The following is a 22152-nucleotide window of genomic DNA, read 5'->3' on the forward strand; positions in this document are numbered from 1 at the left end:
TTAGTTAACCGTAAATTGATTGTTTTCCGTAATGCCTTTCCAGTTATCTGTGCGGAATGGCGCTGCCGGGAATCCTTCTTTATTAAACAGGTTGTCTTCTATATTATCGTCGGCCCAGCCATAGCGTACTGCTACAGGGGTGGCTACTTCATCGCAGGATACGATTACTTTATCGCCGTCCACATAGGCTTTCGCGTAGTGGAATTGTTGATCGGCGCCGGCGATTTCAAATCCGCGGATATAGCCGTATTTATCTTTTACCACCAGGCCGGAACCGATGCTGGTAAAGCTGAGTTGGGCTTTGTTGCCATTGATCTGCATAGATTGGTATATGGGCCCGCTATACACGATGTTTTGTCCGTAAGTGTTGTGAAGTGCTACGGCGGCGAGGCGTTTACCTACGTCCTGTTTATTCCGGGGATGTATATCTTTCGGATCGCCCACGTCGGTAATCACCGCCATGCCGGTGTTAGGCAGCTGGAGGGTAAGGGTTTGGGCTTCCCGGAGCTCTGCCCAGTCGCTTCCTTTTTGGCTGTTGCCATTGTTGGCATTGAAGCTGGCCAGCTGAACGAAATAGAACGGGAAATCGCCCTGGTTCCACAGGCGGCGCCAGTCGCTGATCATCAGCGGAAATGCTTTCCGGTACTGGTAGGCGCGACCGGCGTTGGTTTCGCCCTGGTACCAGATAGCCCCTTTGATGGCGAAGGGCAGGATCGGGTGTATCATGGCGTTATACAACAGGGAAGGGTAGCTGTTGGGGCCTACGCTTTTTTCCGGCGAAATGGCCGATGCGATATGGAAGGCCCAATCGCCGGCCAGCGGTTGCTGATGACCATCTACCTTAATAAAGATATTGGCCGCTTCGCCATAGAACCCGCCACCACCGGAATTATCCTCTATCTTAACCGCAATCACGTTGTTACCGGCTTTTAATACGCCGGCAGGAACCTGGTAGGTACGCGCGGTATTATAGGAATTGGTATTGCCTACTGCTGTGCCGTTGATATAGGTAACGTCGTTGTCATCTATTGTGCCCAGGCTGAGTACTGCCGGTTTCCCGGCATCGGCGGCATCGATGTTAAAGCTGCGGCGGAACCAGACTACCCCGTCAAAGTTAGGCAGCTGTTGCTGTTCCCATAAGCCGGGGACTTTCATTTTCTTCCAGGCCTGGTCGTCGGTATTAACGGAAGACCAGGACGCAGCGGTGGCTGCGTCGGGAAGACTACCCTGTACCTTTTGTATGAGTTGGGCCTGTTTTTCTTTGGCTACCCGGGAAAGAGAGTCGATATTGAGCACTGGCAAGTCTTTCATCAGGTCATGGAAGGTTTCGCTGCCAGCCATGCCATCGCGGCTAATCCAGGTTTCCACCATGGTGCCTCCCCAGGACGTATGGATCAGGCCAATAGGTACATGCAGTTGTGCCTGCAAGGTGCGGGCAAAGAAGTAGCCTACCGCCGTGAAGTTGCCGGTAGTAGCAGGATCTGCGGCTTTCCAGGCGCTTACTTTCACATCGCTTTGGGGTGTAATGGCTATATCTTTCGGTAAATAAAAATGACGGATATTGGGGTTGGCGGATCCGGCTTCCTCGGCAGCAGCGTTTATCACGCCATTCACCTGGAATTCCATGTTTGATTGTCCGCTGCACACCCATACGTCCCCCATCAGGATATCGTGCAGGGTGATGGTATTATTGCCTTTTAAAGAAAGACTGTAAGGACCTCCCGCGGTTTCAGGTTGCAGGAGTACTTTCCATTGACCGTTTTTATCTGCTTTTACGGTTTTTACCTGGTCATGGAACTGGATAGTAATTTTTTCATTTTTATCGGCCCAGCCCCATACCGGGATGGGTTTATCACGCTGCAGCACCATATTGTCCCCGAATATATTGGGCAAACGAATGGTGGCAAAACTGGCAGTGCTGATCATGGCAGCCGCCAATAAAAGAACTGTTTTTTTCATGATGTCGGTATTGTCAGTATAAAGAAAGGAGGGTAACTCCGTGGAATCGCGCCTGTAAATGTAGCAAACACAAATTTCATATTTATATTTTTTTTGTTGGCGGCCAACGGAGGGCTTAAAAAGATATAAAACTAACCTGCAATAGTGTAACAAGACCGGTCCGGGGGCGGCGTAGCTTTGCATTAAATCGAATAAATTATGTCAACCGCTATATCAATGCAACCTTTTGCACACACGAAACGCCTGGTAAAAGAAACATTCCCCGTATTGGAAATGACTTGTGCAGCCTGTGCTGTCAGCGTAGAATCTATGTTGAAATCCGTGCCCGGTGTGGCAGATGCCGGCGTTAACTTCGCTAACCAGAGCGCCTGGGTAGCATATGATCCGGGAGCTGTTACCCCGGAGCAACTGCAACAAAGTGTACGCAGCGTGGGATACGACCTGCTGATCGATAAGGAAAACCAGGAAGAAGAACAGGCCAGCGCCCAGCAGCGGCATTACCGCCAGGTGAAACAACGCACCATCTGGTCGGCCGTATTGTCGCTGCCTGTAGTTATTATTGGTATGTTTTTCATGGATATGCCTTATGGTAATTATATCATGATGGCCCTGGCTACGCCGGTAGTATTTTTCCTGGGCCGCCACTTTTTCGTGAACGCCTGGAAGCAGGCCCGCCACGGCAAAGCCAATATGGATACGCTGGTAGCGCTGAGCACCGGTATCGCCTGGATATTCAGTACATTCAACACCTTTTACCCTGAGTTTTGGCACCAGCGCGGCTTACATGCCCACGTATATTTCGAAGCAGCAGCGGTAGTCATTGCATTTATTTCTCTCGGAAAATTACTGGAAGAAAAAGCAAAGTCCAATACCTCTTCTGCCATCAAAAAGCTGATGGGATTGCAACCCAAGACCGTACTGCTGGTAGGCGCCGATGGCCATACTACCGAAGTACCCATTGCACAGGTAAAAGTAAATAACCTGCTGCTGGTAAAGCCAGGCGAAAAAATCCCTGTAGATGGTAAAGTAGATAATGGTAATTCGTACATAGATGAGAGTATGATCACCGGTGAGCCGGTGCCGGTGGCCAAAAAAGCCGGAGATCCGGTGTTTGCAGGGACCATTAACCAGAAAGGCAGCTTTCAGTTCAGGGCAGAGAAAGTGGGCGCCAATACCCTCCTGGCCCAGATCATTAAGATGGTGCAGGAAGCACAGGGTAGTAAAGCCCCGGTACAGAAGCTGGTGGACCGTATTGCCGGTATCTTTGTACCCGTAGTCATCGGGATCGCGATACTGACCTTTATTACCTGGATGGTATTGGGCGGCGATAATGCCTTTACCCATGCGTTATTGACCGCGGTTACTGTATTGGTGATTGCCTGTCCCTGTGCACTGGGCCTGGCCACCCCTACCGCCATTATGGTGGGTGTAGGAAAAGGTGCTGAGAATAATATCCTGATCCGGGATGCAGAAAGCCTGGAGTTGGCCCATAAAGTAGATGTGCTGATATTGGATAAAACCGGTACCATTACTGAAGGAAAACCAGTAGTAACCGATGTGCTCGACTATATTGAGGAGGAAGCCGCCTGGTCTGTGTTGTATGCCCTGGAACGTCAGTCTGAGCATCCGCTGGCTGAAGCTATTGTATCTCATCTCTCTGAAAAAAACATACAGCCGGTAACGTTATCCCATTTTGACAGCATCACCGGGCAGGGAGTAGAAGCCCGTTATCAAAACCGGACCTGGTATGCAGGCAACCGGCAACTGATGGCCAGTCGCCAGGTGGTGATCAGCGACGCTACCGCCGCCAGTGCCAGCGCCTTACAGGCTGCCGCCAAAACCGTGATCTACTTTGCTTCCGGCACCACCTTACTGGCAGTGATAGCCATTGCCGATAAAGTGAAAGCTACCTCTAAAACTGCCATCGAAACCCTGCAGCGTAGTGGTATCGAAGTATATATGCTCACCGGCGATAACGCTCATACCGCCGCCGCGGTAGCCCGGCAAACAGGTATTAAACACTACCGGGCGGAAGTACTGCCGGCCTTCAAAGCCGCTTTCGTAAAAGAGTTGCAGCAGGCAGGTAAAGTGGTGGCCATGGCCGGCGATGGTATCAACGACTCCCAGGCGCTGGCACAGGCAGATGTAAGCATCGCCATGGGTAAAGGGTCAGATATCGCGATGGATGTGGCCAAAATGACGCTCATCACCTCCGACCTGAATAGTATTCCCAGGGCCCTGAAATTATCCGGAAAAACAGTGCGCACCATTAAACAAAATCTCTTCTGGGCGTTTATATATAACATCATCGGGATACCGGTAGCAGCAGGCGTATTATTCCCGATCAACGGGTTTCTGCTCGATCCTATGATTGCCGGCGCCGCCATGGCACTGAGTTCTGTGAGCGTGGTGAGCAATAGCCTGCGACTGAAAGCCGCTAAATTATAAGCTGGTAATTATATAAAACGAAACATGAATTATATAACGATATGACCCCTGGGCCGAAGTAATTTTACATCATCAAACAAATCATAACAATATAAAAAACAGTATATCATGGAAACGACTCAATTCAAGACCAATATCAAATGTTCAGGATGTATAGCCACTGTAACTCCCGTATTAAATGGCCTGGTAGGCGAAGATAACTGGGAAGTGGATCTGCAGAGCCCTGATAAAGTGTTAACCATCGCCAAAGAAAATATCGATAAAAGCGAAGTACGCAACGCCATAGAAAAGGCCGGCTATAAAGCAGAAGCCCTGGCATAAAATAAAACAGCCGCAGGCATCATTCATTCAACATTAAAACCGATTCATATGAAAAAGATATTATTGACAGGTATAGCACTGGTAGCAGCATTTTTACAACCCGGCATGGCGCAGGATCGCCCGGTATCCAAACAATTATCGCCTTTGCTGACGGAGTATTACAATATTAAAGATGCACTGATTGGCAGCAATGCCGGTACCGCATCCGCAGAAGCTGCCGCCTTCGTAAAAACTGCTGCCGCCATTGATATGAATAGTATGCCTGCCGCTGCACATGATGCGTATATGCCACTTTCTGCTAAACTGGTGGCCGACGCCAAAGCCATCGCCGATACAAAAGATATCAGTACACAACGGGCTTACTTTAAAACATTCTCCGATAACTTTTATCAACTGGCGAAAGCAGTATCTTTATCTGCTCAGCCAGTATACCAGGAATACTGCCCCATGAAAAAAGCCTACTGGTTAAGCAGCAGCAATGCCATCAAAAATCCTTACTTCGGCAGCCAGATGCTGACCTGCGGAAAAGTAAGCGATACCATTCAGTAGTTTTTTAATTTCCATCATGAGAGCACTATTTTTGTATATCACCTTTATGAGCCTGTGTAGCATAGCTGCCGCACAGGCTTCTTTGAACCCGTCACCCCGCGTGGTACGCTACGACCTGTATGTAGGCGATACCATGGTAAATTATTCCGGTAAACACAGCCACGCACTGGCCATTAACGGATCTATACCCGGACCTACCCTGGAGTTTACCGAAGGCGATACCGCCGAAATTTATGTACACAACACCCTCAAAGGAGAAACCTCTATCCACTGGCATGGCGTAATCCTGCCCAACCAGGAAGATGGCGTACCTTACCTGACTACCCAGCCCATCAAAGGCGGACAAACACATAAATTCCGTTTCCCGATCGTGCAACATGGTACCTACTGGTATCACAGCCATACCATGTTCCAGGAGCAAAGTGGTATGTATGGCGCGCTGATCTTCCGTAAAAGAAATGAAAGTCCCGGTAAAGAATATACGTTGTTACTCAGCGACTGGACTGATATGCATCCACATACAGTAAACCGCTACCTGCACAACGCCAACGACTGGTTTGCCATTAAGAAAGGATCTGTACAAAGCTATTCCGAGGCGATACAACACAAACATTTCGGTACCAAAGTCACCAACGAATGGAAACGCATGAACGCCATGGATGTGAGTGATGTGTACTATAACCGTTTCCTGACCAATGGTAAAGTGAGCAATGAAGCTCCGCAGTTTAAAGCGGGCGACAAAGTAAGGTTGCGGGTTATTAACGGTAGTTCTTCTACCTATTTCTGGCTGCACTATGCCGGGGGCAAAATAAAAGTCGTAGCCAATGATGGCGCGGAAGTAGTACCGGTAGAAGTAGACCGGCTCATCGTGGGGGTATCAGAAACCTATGATGTAGAAGTGACCATCCCGGATAATATGCAGTATGAGTTTATGGCCACTGCGGAAGACCGCACCGGCGCTACCTCCCTATGGTTGGGCCAGGGTATGAAAATGGCCGCCAAGCCACTGCCCCGCCTCAAATACTTCGAGGGTATGAAGATGATGAACGACATGATGAAGATGAATGGCAACCTCGATACCAGCGGTGGCATGCAGATGGCCAACCAGGAAATGGATATGAATACCGTGATGTATCCTGAAATAACCGGGGAAGAAAAACCAGCGCCCATGCAACATGATATGCGTGGCATGCAAATGGACAGCGGTACCGGGGACATCGTAACCCTCAACTATGGCATGCTGCGGGCGCCGGAGAAAACCACGCTGCCGCCGGGGCCGGTAAAGCTGCTGGAATTTGAACTAACGGGCAATATGAACCGTTACGTATGGACTATCAATAACAAAACCGTATCTGAAACCGATAAGATCCTCATTAAAAAAGGAGAGATTGTACGTATTGTGTTGTACAATAACACCATGATGCGGCACCCGATGCACCTGCACGGGCACTTCTTCCGGGTACTGAACGGTCAGGGCGAATACTCCCCGCTGAAAACCGTGCTGGACATTATGCCGATGGAAAAAGATACGATTGAGTTTGCCGCAACGGAAAGTGGCGACTGGTTTTTTCACTGTCATATCCTGTATCATATGATGAGCGGAATGGGAAGGGTGTTCAGCTATGAAGATTCGCCTCCCAATCCACAGGTGCCAGATCCTGCTATGGCATACCGCATGTTGAAAAAAGATGATCGCATGCTGCATCCGATGGCGAGGGTAGGATTGGAAAGCACCGGTAGTGATGGAGAGATCATGGTGGCCAATACGCGTTACCGCTTATCTACCGAGTGGAGGCTGGGATTGAATGATCGTCATGGTTATGAGAGTGAAAGCCATTTTGGACGTTACCTGGGAAAAATGCAGTGGCTGTTTCCTTACATCGGTTGGGATGTGCGTTACCGCAAGATGCATGAAGAAGAAAAGAATTTATTCGGGCAAAGTAATACGAAAGATTTCAGGCAGGTATTTCATGCGGGCCTGCAATATACACTGCCCATGCTGATTGTAGCCGATGCGTCGGTAGATACCGATGGCCGGGTGCGGTTGCAGCTGATGCGCGAAGATGTACCAGTCACCAAACGTTTGCGGTTTAGTTTTATGGTCAACACAGACAAGGAATATATGGCCGGCTTCCGTTATATCGTTACCAGGAACTTTGCTTTTTCAACACATTATGATAGTGATATGGGACTGGGAGCGGGAATTACCTTAAGCTATTAATTTTTTATTATGGAACATCAGCATCAGCACGATCACACGCACATGGACGGAGGAAAACCAACCCATGATCATAGTGCTATGGAACACAGTGAACATCAGCACCAGGGCCAACAGGGTCAACAGAAGCAACACGGTCAACATGACCACCACGGCGGCCATCATGATCATCATGCAATGATGATTGCAGATTTCAGAAAACGATTTTTCGTTGTATTGGTACTCACTTTCCCTGTCATGTTGCTTTCGCAAATGATCCAGCATTGGTTGGGTATTAATATTCATTTTCCGGGAGATAATTACCTGCTGCTCCTGCTTTCTTCTGTAGTCTTTTTCTACGGTGGCTGGCCATTTTTAAAAGGCTGGTGGGAAGAAATGAAGGGCTGGGAACCGGGTATGATGACACTGATAGGATTCGCTATCACGGTAGCTTATATCTATAGCGTAGCTACTGTAGCGGGGTTGATGGGAATGGATTTTTTCTGGGAACTGACTACGCTGATTCTCATCATGCTGCTGGGACACTGGATTGAGATGAAGTCTGTGGCCGGCGCTTCGCGGGAGCTCGAGTTGCTGGTACAGCTCATGCCCGACGATGCTCACCTGGTACATGGGGAACATATCATGGAGGTGAAAACCGCCACGTTGAAAGAGGGCGATGTGATCCTGGTAAAGCCGGGTGAAAAAGTAGCGGCAGACGGTAAGGTGATAGAAGGAACTACCTGGTTGAACGAGAGTATGCTGACCGGCGAATCTAAACCGGTGGAAAAGCAAAAGAATGATAACGTGATTGCGGGATCTATTAACGGCAACGGCGCTATTAAAGTAGCCGTTGCGCACGGTGCTGCTAACTCTTACCTGTCGCAGGTGGTAAAGCTGGTACAGGATGCGCAGCAGTCGAAGTCAAAAACACAGCTATTGGCCGACAAAGCAGCGCGTTGGCTAACCGGCATTGCCATCTTATCGGGTATTGCCACTTTTTTGTATTGGTGGGGAAGTGGCCGTGAACTGGCTTTTGCAATAGAACGTATGGTAACGGTGATCGTGATCTGTTGTCCGCATGCGCTGGGACTGGCGGTACCACTGGTTATTGCCCGTTCTACGGCTTTATCGGCGCGGCATGGATTGCTGATTAAGAACCGTACCGACTTCGAAAACTCCCGTAACATTACTACAATCGTATTTGACAAAACAGGCACGCTCACAGTCGGCCGTTTTGAAGTAGTACGGTTTGAGTCGCTACAGCAGGGTGTATCCAGGGACACGGTATTGCAATTAGCTGCCGCTATAGAAGGAAGTTCGGAACATCCTATTGCCACGGGTATTATCAGTAAAGCGAAGGCCTTGCGGTTATCCTTACCTGCCGCAGCCAACATCCAGGCCATTACCGGGAAGGGGATCACTGGCAGCGTGGATAGCAAACAGGTACAAGTGGTAAGCCCCGGATATGCTACCACGGCGTTTAGCAACGCGCCGGCGGTAGACATACAGGCTGGGGAAACGCTGGTGTACGTAGTGGTAGATAATGCTATTGCAGGATTTATAGCCCTGGCGGACCAGGTAAGACCAGAATCGGCGGGGGCCATTGCCACGTTGCAGGCGAATCATATCAAAACTACTTTATTGACGGGCGATAATAAAGTAGTGGCAGAAAGTGTGAGCAAGCAGCTGGGTATGGACAGCTTCATTGCCGAAGTGTTGCCGCATCAGAAACTGGACAAGATCAAAGAATTGCAGCAGCAGGGCGAATTTGTGGCTATGACAGGAGATGGTATCAATGATGCGCCGGCGCTGGCCCAGGCAAATGTGGGCATTGCCATAGGCAGCGGCAGCGACATTGCGGCCGAAACCGCCGGTATCGTGCTGGTCAACAGCAATCCCCAGGATGTGGTGAACCTGGTATTATTTGGAAAAGCCACCTGGCGTAAAATGATGCAGAACCTGGCCTGGGCAACGGGCTATAATGTCATCGCCCTTCCCCTGGCAGCCGGGGTGCTGTACAAGGAAGGTATCTTGCTGAGCCCCGCTGCCGGCGCGGTATTGATGACTGTCAGCACTGTGGTGGTCGCGATTAATGCCAGTCTCCTGAAAGTAAAGAACGGGGGGAAATAAACAGGGTCCTGGAAGTCACATTGTGATATTATGTATATTCGTGCATTGATCGCTATTTTGCCGGTAAAAGGCAGGGTAAAAACAAAAAGAGGATTTAAATACTATTATGGTGACGAATATCCAAAGCCTGGAGAATATACATTTGGCAGTTATCGGCCTGGGGTATGTTGGATTACCGCTGGCTATTGAGTTTGGCAGAAAATACGATGTGCTGGGATTTGACATTAACCGGGAAAGAGTAACCGAATTGGCGGCGGGAGCAGACCGCACCCGGGAAGCCAATATGGAAGACCTGAAGACGGTGATGGAATTGAAAACCCAGGGGTCGGTCGGACTTTCTTTTTCCTCCGATACCGCAGATCTTAGCAAATACAATGTTTTTATTGTAACCGTGCCTACGCCCATAGATGCTTTTAAAGCGCCGGACTTAGGCCCGCTCCTGAAAGCCTCTGAAATGCTGGGGAAGATATTGAAGAAAGGAGACCTGGTCATTTATGAATCCACCGTTTATCCCGGTTGTACGGAAGAAGACTGTGTTCCGGTACTGGAGAAGACCTCCGGGTTGGTGTATAATACAGACTTCTTTGTGGGCTATTCGCCGGAACGTATTAACCCGGGGGATAAAGTGAACACCCTGACCAAAATCAAAAAGGTGACCAGTGGTTCTACGCCAGCCATCGCCGACAAGGTAGATGCGTTATATGGTTCCATTATCACAGCAGGTACCCATAAAGCGCCCAGCCTAAAGGTAGCGGAGGCCTCTAAAGCCATTGAGAATGCCCAGCGCGACGTGAATATTTCCTTTGTAAATGAGCTGGCATTGATCTTCGACAAAATTGGTATTGATACCAATGATGTAATTGAAGCTGCCGGCACCAAATGGAATTTTCTGAAATACAAGCCAGGGTTAGTGGGTGGCCACTGTATAGGGGTAGACCCATATTACCTGGCGCATAAAGCGGAATCCTTGGGATATCATCCACAGGTGATCTTGTCGGGCCGCCGGGTAAATGATCATATTGGTCACTTCGTAGCCAACAAGGTAGTGAAGCTGATGATTGACAAAGATCATAAGATCAAGGGCTCCAGGGCGTTGATCATGGGTATTACCTTTAAGGAAAATTGTCCGGACGTACGGAATACACGGGTGGTGGATATTTACCATGAGCTAAAACAGTTTGGACTGGAGGTAGATATTTATGATCCCTGGGCCGATCCGGCAGAAGTGGAAGAAGAGTATGGACTGAAGATCATAGGCGCTATTGACGAAGCGGCGGTGTATGATGCCATTATTGTGGCGGTGGCGCATAAAGAGTTCCTGAGCTTCGACTACGCGAAGCACCGGCGCAACAATGGCGTTATCTTCGATACCAAAGCCTGTATAGACCGGGAGTTGGTAGATGGAAGACTATAAAATAATTGCGATAACAAATGAAAAATGACGGCGTTTCCACAACGGAAACGCCGTCATTTTTTTGAAATCTTTTTACTGGTTGATTTCCCCTGGAATTACTTCCACCACTTGTTTGGCGCCATTCCTCAAAATAGTGACCGGTATTCTTCTGCCAATTTGTTTTTCAGAGAGCAGGAGATGGAGATCATCCACAGCGGCTACAGGTTGCTGGTCGAAGGCAACGATGATATCGCCGATATGCAGTTCGCTGTTATAGAAATTTCCGTCCGGTACAATTTCAAAAATGTATACGCCTGTTTGCGTGGTCAGTTTGTTGGCGGCAATCATACGGCTGCTAAGGTTTACCGGTTGAGCGGCTATTCCCAGCTGGGCTCTTCTGATTTTGCCATGCAGGATCAGTTGACCGGCTATCTGCGCGGCCAGGTTGGAGGAGATAGCAAAACAAAGGCCTTGCGCCGCGGCAATCACGGCCGTGTTAACGCCAATCACATGACCCGCCGAATTAACCAGTGGTCCGCCGCTGTTGCCAGGGTTGAGGGCGGCATCCGTTTGAATAACGTTGTCGATCAACCGGCCATTGGCTGCGCGTAGCGTACGTCCGAGGGCGCTGACTACGCCTGCGGTAACGGTATGTTGCAGTCCCATAGGATTACCGATGGCAATAGCAATCTGCCCTACCTGCAGCGCAGCCGAATCCGCCAGCTGCATGGCTTTTAGCCCGGTTTCATCAATTTTCAGCACCGCAATGTCGGTAGAGGGGTCGGTACCCTTGATCTCTGCTGCTACTTTACGGCCGTCTGCAAAAGATACCCGGATGCTGTCGGCATTTTCTATGACGTGGTGATTGGTAATAACAAAGCCATCGGAAGAAATAACAAAGCCGGAACCCGCACCGGTTTGTGGCCGCTTATCCCGCGTTCGCGAATCATTTGTCTTTATCTTTTTCTGTACTTCTATATGTACCACAGATTCAGCCACCGTACCTACCACGCCGGTAACGGTCCGAGAATAGGCATCTAATAAACTCCTGTCTTTCGACGCCTGATGCGTAAGAAATGAAATTGAGTTATCCATAATCTTTAGCGGGTCAAATATATTTCCAGTTTACTGTAGATGCCGTTTTGGCACCTTATCGACGTTTTTTTATGACAAGTTAGCTGAGCGGGAAGCCATGGCTTTCAGCTGAATACCTATTTTGACGTAAAACAGCCACCACCGGTATAAAACAACAGCAGCGAATGACCAAAGTCATTCGCTGCTGCCATTTTAAGTGAACAGCTAGGGCTGTTTTATTTCCGTTCTTGGCAGGTCCCTGTCGTGGCACCAGGGACCATTGGCATGCCGGAAAGCAAATCGCATCAACAGCACATTAGTGCCGATAAACAATACAATCACCAGTATAGCCGCCACTTTGGTGATGGTACGGAGGGCCGGTTTTTTCGAAAAGCCGCCAAAAACATAACCGATAATAAACACCATACAAGCAGCAAATAATATGCGCAGGATGATGATAAACACGAATCCCATCATAACACAGATTTAAAGATTATTTGAATTTGCTCAGCAGAGCCTGGTCTTCTGCCTTACCCCAGCGCGGATAGTTGCCATTGGCGGGGGTATTCAGTTTAGACAGGCTTTCGCCGGCGAGTTTTTTTGCGAGGTCTTTGTCGCCGCCCCACATCTTGGGAGTATAATATTTCACCCAGGCGGATACATACAAGGCTCGTGGATTTTGTGCATCCAGGGCGTTGGCCTGTTTCAGGAACTGGTCCGACAGCATGCCGTATTTACGTCCGTATGTCATCGGATTGATAAATACCTTGGTGCGGTAGATCATGCTCAGCACGGTGTATACTTCTGCCACTTCCTTTTGCTGGGAGCCAGTATCGAGCAATGACAATGCTTTCTTAGCCTGTTCTTCTCCTCGGTTGGCATAGCTTTCAATTTTATCACCATCGTCTTGTAAGAGGAAACCGATTTTTGCATTGCAGAGGGCGGCATAGTAAGGCGCCAGCCAGGTAGGCTGTTCGCTGATCCCGGTAAATGTTTTTTCCAGTTGTTCGTAATCTTTTACCGTTTGCGCCTGGTCCAGTTTAGCGATAGCCGCCGACAAGCCGCCAGACTGTGCATGCGAGGCGTACTGCAATAAAACCGCTGAAAATAGGGTGAAGAGTAGCTTTTTCATTTTTCTTTTTTTGTGAGATTTATAAATCATTGTTGAGAAAATCTTCTGTACGGTCTATGCCTAAGCTCATAAACACCCCGATGAATAAACTACGTGTAGCCGGCGGCGTTATAGCTTCTTTGATTAGCCCGTTATAGCTGTAATTATATCCAAATACCTGCCGGGTACCGGTAATATTGTTGATGCCCATAGCGAACCCGGAAAAATCTTTCCAGCGGCTATGCTTAAAGAACGAGCAGAGGTAGGCCACGTGCAGGTTAAGCGTGTTGTAAGCATTGGTGGTACCCTGGTCGGTGATACTGTTGCTGGTAATATGATAGTAGGGCCGGCCGGTAGCAAAGGCCCAGGATACGTTCACGCTGGTGTTGATATCGGGCAGGAACTTTTTTACCGCGATGGTAGCCGTATGCGGCGCGGCAAAAGAAGGACGGATGGAGTAGGGAAAGTCCAGGAAATCGCGTTTGGTATCCAGGTACGTATAGGTGACCCAGTAGTCGAGGTTTTTGAACGTTTTTTTATCTCTCCAGAATAGTTCCACTCCCTGCGCGTAGCCTTTACCGTTATTGTCCAGTGCCGGCACTGTTTTAACCAGGTGTTGGTACTGTTTATAATACGCTTCCACACGGAACAGGCGGTTGCTGGCTTTCCGGGTATAGTTCAGCACATAGTGCGTAGCGCTGGAAAAATCGAGTTGTCGCGATTGGTAGAGAAAGTCATTCGCCGGCTCCTGGTAAAAGATACCATAGGCCAGGTTAAATTGCCCCCCGTTATGCAGGTGGTAGGCGAGGCTTATCCTGGGCGCCAGCACCACCTTGCCCAATGCGCTGGCATATTCCATACGCATGCCGGCTTTGGCGGCGAGATTATTGGCCAGGTAAATATCCCCTTCGGCAAACACGGCTGTGAGGTGGTCGGTGAGCCCGATGGCGCTGTCGTTGGCATTTCCCTGGTCGTGCGTATAGAATTGTTCTGCTCCTACACGCAGCGCTTGTCCCTGTGGAAAGAAATGGGTAAGCAATATCCTGGCTTGTGCAAAGTTGCTGTTAATGGTGCGCTGGCCGTTTTTATAGCTAAACGGAATGGCAGGCAGGTGTACCGGATCTCCTTTGGCATCAGAGAGCAGGGAGCTATTCTGTTGCTTGTTGTAGCTGTAAGCCGCACCCAGTTCTATCTTCCAGTTGTTGGGGAGCAGGCTGCGAAAACTGAGATTATTATAGCTGTTCCAGCCTTTTACCCGGAAACCTGCTTTAAGGGCGCTGCTGTCGATATCAGGGGTGTTCAGGCCTACATCGCTGTAGCCCCAGTTGCTGTAAAATTTGAGCATACCGGTTTTGCCGGTGCGTATCCTGAAGTTGGCGTTGCCATCGAGGTAAACGGGGCCGGCATAGAAATCGGGCTTTTGCGGTACAATGGAGTTATACAATGCGAGGTTGCTATAAGAAATTTTGGCGCCGTAGCTGCTGCGGTTGTCTGGCGACAGGTATTGCATGCCGGCAGAGAGGTTCATCGGAAATATGCTGAAGCTGGCCGACGTTTTTTCCGGAAGGTCTACACTTTCCAATATGAGTGCGCTGCTCATGGCCTGGCCGTATAAAGCGGAGTAGCCGCCGGAGCTGAATAAGATACCTTTAAAGAGAAAGGGATTAATACGGGCATATTGTGGTACGCCGGGAACAGCGGGATAGTTAGGTGTTCTGAGCAGGGTGCCGTCTATAAATTGTTTGGTTTCATCGCTGGTACCGCCGCGTACAAAAAGCCCTTCCTGTTCGCCGATCTGCTGCGCGCCGGGAAGGGAGCGCAATGCCTGGGAAATATCGCCGTTGCTGCCGGCTACGGTAACGGCATCTATTGGTGTAAGGGCGGCGCCTTTGGCTTTATCGCTGGCTTCAAAGGCACCAGCGCTAACTACCACCTCGCGTAAGCCCCTGGTACTTTTAATGGTCGTATCGGGCTTCATGGTACTGTCGGCTGCCGGCGTTTTTTGCCGTGCAGGTGCGCCAGAGGCAAACAGCAACAGGAGACCTATGATGGAGAGTGTTTTCATCGCTTGAAGAATGATCTGTCCACAAAGCTATCGGGAATAGCTACTGCGTTTTTGATGTGTAGACAGGATGGGTAAGTGTCGCGATGAAATGGGAAAAGCTTACTGGTTCAGCAGTTTGTTGACATTGTCTTTGTAAAATTCGCTGACAGGAATTTCGATATCACCGATACAAACCAGGTCGCGTTTGATCGTAGTGATTTTGTCGACCGCTACCAGCAAGGATTTATGGGTACGTATGAAAGCGGGGGCAGGTAGTTTTTCCTCCATGGCTTTCAGGGTCATGCGGGTGAGTATCGGTTTGGGGTGGTGGAGGAGATGTATTTTGACATAGTCTTTCAATGCTTCGATATAGATCACCTGGGCAGGTACAATTTTTACCTGTGTATATTCTACGTTCACAAAGAAAGGGGGGATCTCTTGGGGACTGGCTGCAGGCGGTTGTTTTAGCCGGAACAGTTCACTGGCCCGGTTACAGGCTTTCAGGAAGCGTTCAAAGCTAAAGGGCTTCAGCAGGTAATCGACTACCTGCAGGTTGAAGCCTTCCAATGCATACGATTCGTAGGCTGTTACGAGGATGACCAGCGGAGGCTGCGGTAGTGACTGTAATAACTGCAAACCATTGATTCCCGGCATTTGTATATCGAGGAACAATAAGTCAATTTTTTCCTGCTGCAAGACGGCGAGGGCTTCCATGGCATTTTTGCAGGTAGTGACTAATTGCAGGAAAGGTACCTGCCGGATGTTATCTTCCAGTAATTCCCTGACCAGGGGTTCATCATCTATGGCAATGCAGTGTATCATGATAATTGCAGGATAAGTGTTACATGGAATAAGGGCGCCTGCCGTACCACCGACAGCTGGTGTTTGCCCGGATATAGCAGCTGCAGCCTGGATTGTACATTGGCAAGGCCAATGCCTGAGTTGCTGTCTTTGCTGGATAGCGGGTCGTCGTCAAATTTGTTTGCTACTTCAAAAGTAAGGATGGCATCGTGAACAGTTAAACGAATATTGATTTCCGGCTGCGCGGTATAGCTGGTACCATGTTTAAAAGCATTTTCCACGAAAGGGATCAGCAGCATGGGTTCTATGGTGTAATGGGCGATGGCTGCATCTGCGGCAATGTGCGTGTTGATGTTGACATCATTACCGAAACGCAGCTTTTGCAGGGAGATGTAGCTGTTGAGATATGCTACCTCTTTACTGAGCAATACTTTTTTCCCGGTGGTATCATACAGCATATAACGCATGAGGTCGGAAAGCATGATCAGGGCAGGTTCCAGCTGATCGGATTTTTTCCGGGCCAGCGATACCAGGTTAGTCAGTACATTAAACAGGAAATGCGGGCTTACCTGCGACCGGAGAAATTTGAGTTCCGTGCTGAGTTGTTCCGCCTGTTTCTCCTTTAGGATATTTTCTGCCCGTATTCTATCTACTACCTTACAGTACACTACGCTGATAAAATAGATGCCTACCGAAGGTGCAAATACAAATTTGTATACCGAATAGTGCCGTAGCATTTCAGGAAACCAGTTGGCCATTATCGCATATTTCAGCGGAAAGGAGCCACCGATCAGCACGAGCACGGCAGGTACATATAACCACCAGTATTGCCGGTTGCAGAATGCCGGGTAAATCAGTAACGCATGGATATAAAATATGGCCATGTGAATGACCACTATCAGGGAAAAGAATAGCCCGGGAATAGCGCCAATGCTGTATTGACTGGCAGCGTTGGATACCAGGTAGGGAAGCAGCAGCAATACACTCCAGATCAGGATATGTAATGCAATAGTTATTTTTTTGAATGGAATACGAATGCTCATTTGTTGCGCTCCTTAAAGCTACTGATTTTTCGCTGTTATCCGGTAGCGAGGTGAAATTACTGCTAATAGACAGCGATAGGGAAAGCTGTAGATAACACCCGTAAATGTTGCGATGAGACCGTAAAGTACAGCGATGGGAAGTAATTATTATACTCAGAGAAAATACCATTATTATGGGCAACGGAAGTTGCTATTTTTGAGTTCGTATAGATTTAAATGAAAAACGAGTTATGAAAAAACGTTGTATCGGGTTGTTGTTACTATTACTAAGTACTTCACTTGTTTTTGCCCAAAAATATGAAGCCAACTGGGAGTCGCTTAATAAGCGGGGTATTCCGGCGTGGTTTAATAATGCCAAGTTCGGGATCTTTATTCACTGGGGCGTTTACGCGGTGCCATCTTATGCCGTAGTAGGCCCGGGTGGGTATTCTGAATGGTATTGGTATAACCTGAGGGGAACGCAGGAAGGGTCTCATGCGCAGGTGCAGGCATTTCATGATAAGAATTATGGAAAGGGCACTCCTTATGAGCAGTTTGAGAGCCAGTTTACTGCATCGCTGTTTAACCCGCAGCAGTGGGCACAGGTATTTCGCCGCTCCGGCGCTAAATATGTGGTATTAACTTCCAAACACCATGAAGGTTATTGCCTGTGGGATAACAAACAAGCCAATGAATCCTGGGGCCATTCCTGGAATGCGGTGACGGGCACGCCTAAACGCGATTTGTTGGGCGACCTGACGGAAGCTGTGCGGAAAGAAGGGCTGAAGATGGGATATTATTATTCCCTGTATGAGTGGTTTAACCCGCTGTGGCTGAAAGACCGCCAGCGTTATGTAAAGGAAGTGATGACTCCCCAGTTCAAAGACCTCGTGACCCGCTACAAACCTTCCGTTATTTTTTCTGATGGAGAATGGGAAATGTCGGATACCGCCTGGCAGAGCCCTTCGCTGCTGGCCTGGCTGTTTAATGAGTCGCCCGTAAAAGATGAAGTAGCCATAGATGACCGCTGGGGCAACAATACCCGTGGGAAAAATAACGGCGCTACTTACCTGACTTCAGAATATGGCAGTGGTATGCAGTCCGGCGTGATCTGGGAAGAGAGCCAGGGAATAGGGCAGTCGTATGGTTACAACCGTATGGAAACTGCCGATGATTACAAGAAAAGCAGCGACCTGGTGCTGATGCTGGTAGACATCGTATCAAGAGGCGGCAACCTGTTGCTCGATATAGGCCCCACGGCCGATGGACGTATCCCGGTGATCATGCAGCAGAAATTGCTCGACATCGGTAAATGGCTGGAAGTAAACGGGGAAGCTATTTACGACACCAAACCCTGGAAAGAAAGCCGGCAGTGGAGCAATGGCAAACGCCCGGAAACCAAAGAAGCGGCGTATATGGCCCACTATAGTGTAAACGACCTGGTGAAGAAATCGGCCGATCATGCCAACATCGAATTATTCTTTACCACCAGGCCGGGAGCATTGTACTGCTTTGTACCTGCTTACCGGCAGCAGGTAACTATCCGCAATTATACACCAGCTAAAGGCGCCGTGGTGACCGTGTTGGGCAGCAGCAAAGCAGTGAAATGGGCGCAGAAAGGAAAAGATTGTGTAGTGGATTTGTCAGCACTGCATCCCGGCGATGTATCGGAAGGTTTGCTGGTGATTAAAGTAAAAGGATAAATCGCCAGAATTTTTTCTCGCCAAGGCGCAAAGCAGCAAAGGATCGGAGATTGAAGCGTATTTTAAGCCCGCAAAGCGGGGAGATTATGTAGTATATTCTTTGCTACATAATCTCCCCGCTTTGCGGGCTTAAAATTTTCTCTCTTCTTCTTTTTAAATTCTTTGCTGCTTTGCGCCTTGGCGAGAAAAAATTCCGGAGAGAAAAATTCACCACCGCTGTTGTAGTTTTCTTAAAAAATTATTTTAAAAAGTATATTTTTAAAGGAGTAGAAAACCAATAGCTATTTTTCATGCGTTCCACTCTGTTCCAGTGGCTGCTCCTTTCCACGTTATGGGCTGCCTGTACTCCACAAGATAAGTCGCACCGTACCTGGCAGGTATATGGCGGGAGTAAAGAAAATATTCATTACAGCGCTTTAACAGCGCTCGACACCAATAATGTATCGCAGCTGAAAGTTGCCTGGGCTTATCATACCGGCGATGCGAAGGAGATGACGCAGATGCAGGTAAACCCCGTGGTGGTAGGCGACCGGCTATATGGCGTTTCTGCCGGACTGAAATTATTTGCTGTAGATGCGGCCACCGGCAAAGAAATTTGGGTGTTTGATCCGCATACCAGGCCTTCCAATACCTGCCGGGGCGTAGCATTTTATGATAATGGCTCATCTGATCAACGCCTGTTTTATACCGTAGGGGCCAGGCTATATTGCATCAATGCCGCCACTGGCCGGCCCATTACTACTTTTGCAGATAGCGGATTCGTAGACCTGCACCGGGATATGGGATGGAATATGGATGGTATGTATATTACTTCCACCACGCCCGGCACTATTTACAAAGACCTGATCATTATCGGCACCCGGGTATCGGAAGAAGCGGGTGGCGCACCGGGTTACATCCGGGCGTATGACGTACATAGCGGGCAGCGGAAATGGATATTCCATACCATTCCGCAGCCTGGAGAGCCTGGATATGAGTCCTGGCAGGATACCGCCGCCTGGCGGCATACCGGTGGCGCCAATGCGTGGGCCGGTTTCAGCCTGGATGAGCAAAACGGGGTGGTATATGCACCTATCGGGTCGGCGTCTTACGATTTTTACGGTGGTAAGAGAAAGGGCAATAACCTGTTTGCCAACTGCGTACTGGCCCTGGATGCAGCCACAGGCAAGCGTATTTGGCATTTTCAAACAGTGCATCATGACGTGTGGGACCGGGATTTGCCTACTGCGCCCATGCTGTTAACGGTCAAAAAAGAAGGTAAACCCATCGATGCCGTAGTACAGGTAACCAAAACCGGCTTTATTTTCCTGCTGGATAAGAAAACCGGGCTACCCCTGCACCCGGTTACGGAAATGCCCGTACCGGGAGATACGGCATTGCCGGGAGAACTATTATCGCCCACACAGCCGGTGCCCACTTTTTTTGCACCTTTTGTACGTCAGTCGCTAGCAGAGCAGGACCTGAACCGCCTGGTATCTGACACTTCCTATGCAGATATCCGGGCGCGACTCGCCTCCTATAAGAAAGGGCATCTTTTTATGCCTCCGTCCCGGCAGGGTACAGTCATCTTTCCGGGATTTGATGGCGGCTCGGAGTGGGGTGGCCCGGCCGCTGATCCGGCTACCGGCATCCTGTATGTAAACGCCAATGAAATGCCCTGGGTGCTCACCATGGTAGATGCCGATGCCAGGCCTGCTGTAGCCAAGGAAACACAATTACAGGCCGGTAAACGCCTGTATACCACTCACTGTATGGTTTGCCACGGACCGGAGCGGAAAGGGGGCGGTAATTTCCCGTCTCTCCTGGACATTCATCAACGCTATGATGAAAAAGGATTTGCACAGCTGGTAGATGCCGGGAGGAGAATGATGCCGGCCTTCAAACAACTCGACAGCAGCGAAAAACACGCCCTGGCCACTTTTATCCTGGACCTGAAAACGCAGCAGCAAAGCACTTTTGTGGCCATGCGGAAGACGTTGGACCCATATGTAGATTTACCTTACCGGGCTACCGGCTACAATAAATTTTTAACGAAAGAAGGTTACCCTGCCGTATCGCCTCCCTGGGGCACGCTCAGCGCCATTGACCTGAACACGGGGAAACTGCTGTGGAAAGATACGCTGGGCGATTACCCGGAGCTGAAAGCCAGGGGTATTCATAGCGGTACCGAAAACTATGGAGGCCCGGTAGTTACCGCCGGCGGCCTGCTGTTTATTGCCGCTACGGCCGACAGCAAATTCAGGGCATTTAATAAAAGAACCGGGCAGCTGCTATGGGAGACTACCTTGCCTGCCTGTGGTTTTGCTACACCTGCTGTATATGAAGTGAAGGGGAAACAATATGTGGTGATCAGCTGTGGTGGCGGTAAACTGGGAAAACCCTCCGGAGATACTTATCTCGCTTTTTCGCTGTAAGCAGCACCAAGATGGCATCTATTCCACATTTAAATATCTGTTATTATGCAAATTTCAAGAAGAAATTTTCTGCTGAAAGGGAGCCTGGCTATTGCCGGCACCGCGCTGCTGCCTAAGTCGCTGCTGGCGGCAGCTGCATCGAAGCCCGTACTGAGCATACAGCTGTATTCTATCCGCGAGGATATGAAGAAGGATCCCGCCGGCACCCTCAAACAGCTGGCCGCCATGGGATATAAATATGTAGAACATGCCGGCTACAGCAACCGGAAATTTTACGGGTATAGCGCTACCGAATTTAAAAAACGGCTCAGCGACCTGGGCTTATCTATGCCCAGCGGTCATACAGTGATGCGCAAAGACCACTGGGATACGGCGAAAAAGGATTTTACCGATGAGTGGAAATACACGGTAGAAGATGCCGCCACGGTAGGCCAGCATTTCGTGATCAGCCCCTGGCTGGATGAAAGCCTGCGTAAAAATTACGACGACTTCAAAGCCTACATGGATGTTTTCAATAAAAGCGGCGCCCTGTGCAAACGCTCCGGGATGAAGTTCGGGTACCATAACCACGACTTTGAATTCAGCCAGCAGCTGAATGGACAAAAAATCTTTGACCTGATATTAACCAGTACCGACCCCACGTTGGTGGCGCAGCAGCTGGATATCGGCAACATGTACCATGCCGGTGGCATCGCACTGGATATCATCAAAAAATATCCCGGCCGTTTTGAGCTCATGCACGTAAAGGATGAAATTAAGAGCGCCAAAGGCGAAATGGGCAGCAGCTATGAAAGCACTGTACTGGGCAAAGGTGTGATCCCGGTGAAGGAAGTGATCGACCTGGGAAAGAAATCAGGAGGTACCCGCTACTTTATTATAGAGCAGGAATCCTACCAGGGACAGGCGCCGCTGGATGCTGTAAAAGAAGATTTACAGGTAATGAAAAAATGGGGGTATTAGTCAAATTAAATCCTAAACTATTC

At 49.2% G+C, this 22152-nt stretch carries 16 protein-coding genes; 9 read left to right on the plus strand and 7 right to left on the minus strand.

What is annotated here, in order from left to right; genetic code table 11:
• The gene (locus HGH91_RS19875; RefSeq protein WP_168740531.1) at positions 1–1959 is read right to left on the minus strand and encodes a sialate O-acetylesterase; all 1959 of its coding nucleotides are present in this window, start codon (positions 1957–1959) and stop codon (positions 1–3) included.
• 198 nt (positions 1960–2157) lie between these two features.
• Here HGH91_RS19875 and HGH91_RS19880 point away from each other — a divergent pair, with 198 nt between their 5' ends.
• The 6 genes from HGH91_RS19880 (at position 2158) to HGH91_RS19905 (ending at position 11021) form a co-directional block, all read left to right on the plus strand.
• Positions 2158–4407: a heavy metal translocating P-type ATPase gene (locus tag HGH91_RS19880; protein WP_168740532.1), complete on the plus strand. Its 2250-nt coding sequence runs from the start codon at positions 2158–2160 to the stop codon at positions 4405–4407.
• Between the two features lie 108 nt (positions 4408–4515).
• On the plus strand, positions 4516–4728 hold the full coding sequence (locus HGH91_RS19885; RefSeq protein WP_168740533.1) for a heavy-metal-associated domain-containing protein: 213 nt from the start codon (positions 4516–4518) through the stop codon (positions 4726–4728).
• Between the two features lie 48 nt (positions 4729–4776).
• Positions 4777–5277 carry a DUF3347 domain-containing protein gene (locus HGH91_RS19890; RefSeq protein ID WP_168740534.1) on the plus strand — a complete coding sequence of 167 codons (501 nt, stop codon included), beginning with the start codon at positions 4777–4779 and terminating at the stop codon, positions 5275–5277.
• 16 nt (positions 5278–5293) lie between these two features.
• A complete protein-coding gene (locus HGH91_RS19895) occupies positions 5294–7498 on the plus strand; it encodes a multicopper oxidase domain-containing protein (protein ID WP_168740535.1) in 2205 nt (734 codons plus the stop codon).
• 9 nt (positions 7499–7507) lie between these two features.
• The gene (locus HGH91_RS19900; RefSeq protein ID WP_168740536.1) at positions 7508–9607 is read left to right on the plus strand and encodes a copper-translocating P-type ATPase; all 2100 of its coding nucleotides are present in this window, start codon (positions 7508–7510) and stop codon (positions 9605–9607) included.
• 106 nt (positions 9608–9713) lie between these two features.
• Positions 9714–11021 carry a nucleotide sugar dehydrogenase gene (locus HGH91_RS19905; protein ID WP_168740537.1) on the plus strand — a complete coding sequence of 436 codons (1308 nt, stop codon included), beginning with the start codon at positions 9714–9716 and terminating at the stop codon, positions 11019–11021.
• Positions 11022–11093: 72 nt separating this feature from the next.
• On the opposite strand, the gene HGH91_RS19910 is transcribed toward HGH91_RS19905, so the two are convergent.
• The 6 genes from HGH91_RS19910 to HGH91_RS19935 all read right to left on the minus strand — a co-directional run bounded on the left by HGH91_RS19910 (position 11094) and on the right by HGH91_RS19935 (position 17073).
• A complete protein-coding gene (locus HGH91_RS19910) occupies positions 11094–12095 on the minus strand; it encodes a S1C family serine protease (protein ID WP_168740538.1) in 1002 nt (333 codons plus the stop codon).
• Positions 12096–12299: 204 nt separating this feature from the next.
• The gene (locus HGH91_RS19915) at positions 12300–12551 is read right to left on the minus strand and encodes a hypothetical protein (RefSeq protein ID WP_168740539.1); all 252 of its coding nucleotides are present in this window, start codon (positions 12549–12551) and stop codon (positions 12300–12302) included.
• Positions 12552–12567: 16 nt separating this feature from the next.
• Positions 12568–13206, minus strand: coding sequence for a hypothetical protein (locus HGH91_RS19920; protein WP_168740540.1), 639 nt, complete (start codon positions 13204–13206; stop codon positions 12568–12570).
• A gap of 19 nt (positions 13207–13225) precedes the next feature.
• Positions 13226–15250: a TonB-dependent receptor plug domain-containing protein gene (locus HGH91_RS19925; protein WP_168740541.1), complete on the minus strand. Its 2025-nt coding sequence runs from the start codon at positions 15248–15250 to the stop codon at positions 13226–13228.
• A gap of 99 nt (positions 15251–15349) precedes the next feature.
• Positions 15350–16051 carry a LytR/AlgR family response regulator transcription factor gene (locus tag HGH91_RS19930; RefSeq protein ID WP_168740542.1) on the minus strand — a complete coding sequence of 234 codons (702 nt, stop codon included), beginning with the start codon at positions 16049–16051 and terminating at the stop codon, positions 15350–15352.
• Positions 16048–17073, minus strand: a complete 1026-nt coding sequence (locus HGH91_RS19935) for a sensor histidine kinase (protein WP_168740543.1) — start codon at positions 17071–17073, stop codon at positions 16048–16050. The genes HGH91_RS19930 and HGH91_RS19935 overlap by 4 nt, the downstream gene beginning before the upstream one ends.
• 230 nt (positions 17074–17303) lie before the next feature.
• Here HGH91_RS19935 and HGH91_RS19940 point away from each other — a divergent pair, with 230 nt between their 5' ends.
• From HGH91_RS19940 to HGH91_RS19950, 3 genes are all read left to right on the plus strand, one after another.
• Positions 17304–18755 (plus strand): alpha-L-fucosidase, encoded by a 1452-nt coding sequence (locus HGH91_RS19940; protein ID WP_168740544.1) that lies wholly within the window; start codon positions 17304–17306, stop codon positions 18753–18755.
• A gap of 290 nt (positions 18756–19045) precedes the next feature.
• Positions 19046–21169: a PQQ-binding-like beta-propeller repeat protein gene (locus HGH91_RS19945; protein ID WP_168740545.1), complete on the plus strand. Its 2124-nt coding sequence runs from the start codon at positions 19046–19048 to the stop codon at positions 21167–21169.
• A gap of 45 nt (positions 21170–21214) precedes the next feature.
• A complete protein-coding gene (locus HGH91_RS19950; RefSeq protein ID WP_168740546.1) occupies positions 21215–22129 on the plus strand; it encodes a TIM barrel protein in 915 nt (304 codons plus the stop codon).
• Positions 22130–22152 lie beyond the last annotated feature (23 nt).

Source organism: Chitinophaga eiseniae (assembly GCF_012641265.1).
In the GTDB taxonomy this organism is placed as follows: Bacteria; Bacteroidota; Bacteroidia; order Chitinophagales; family Chitinophagaceae; genus Chitinophaga; species Chitinophaga eiseniae_A.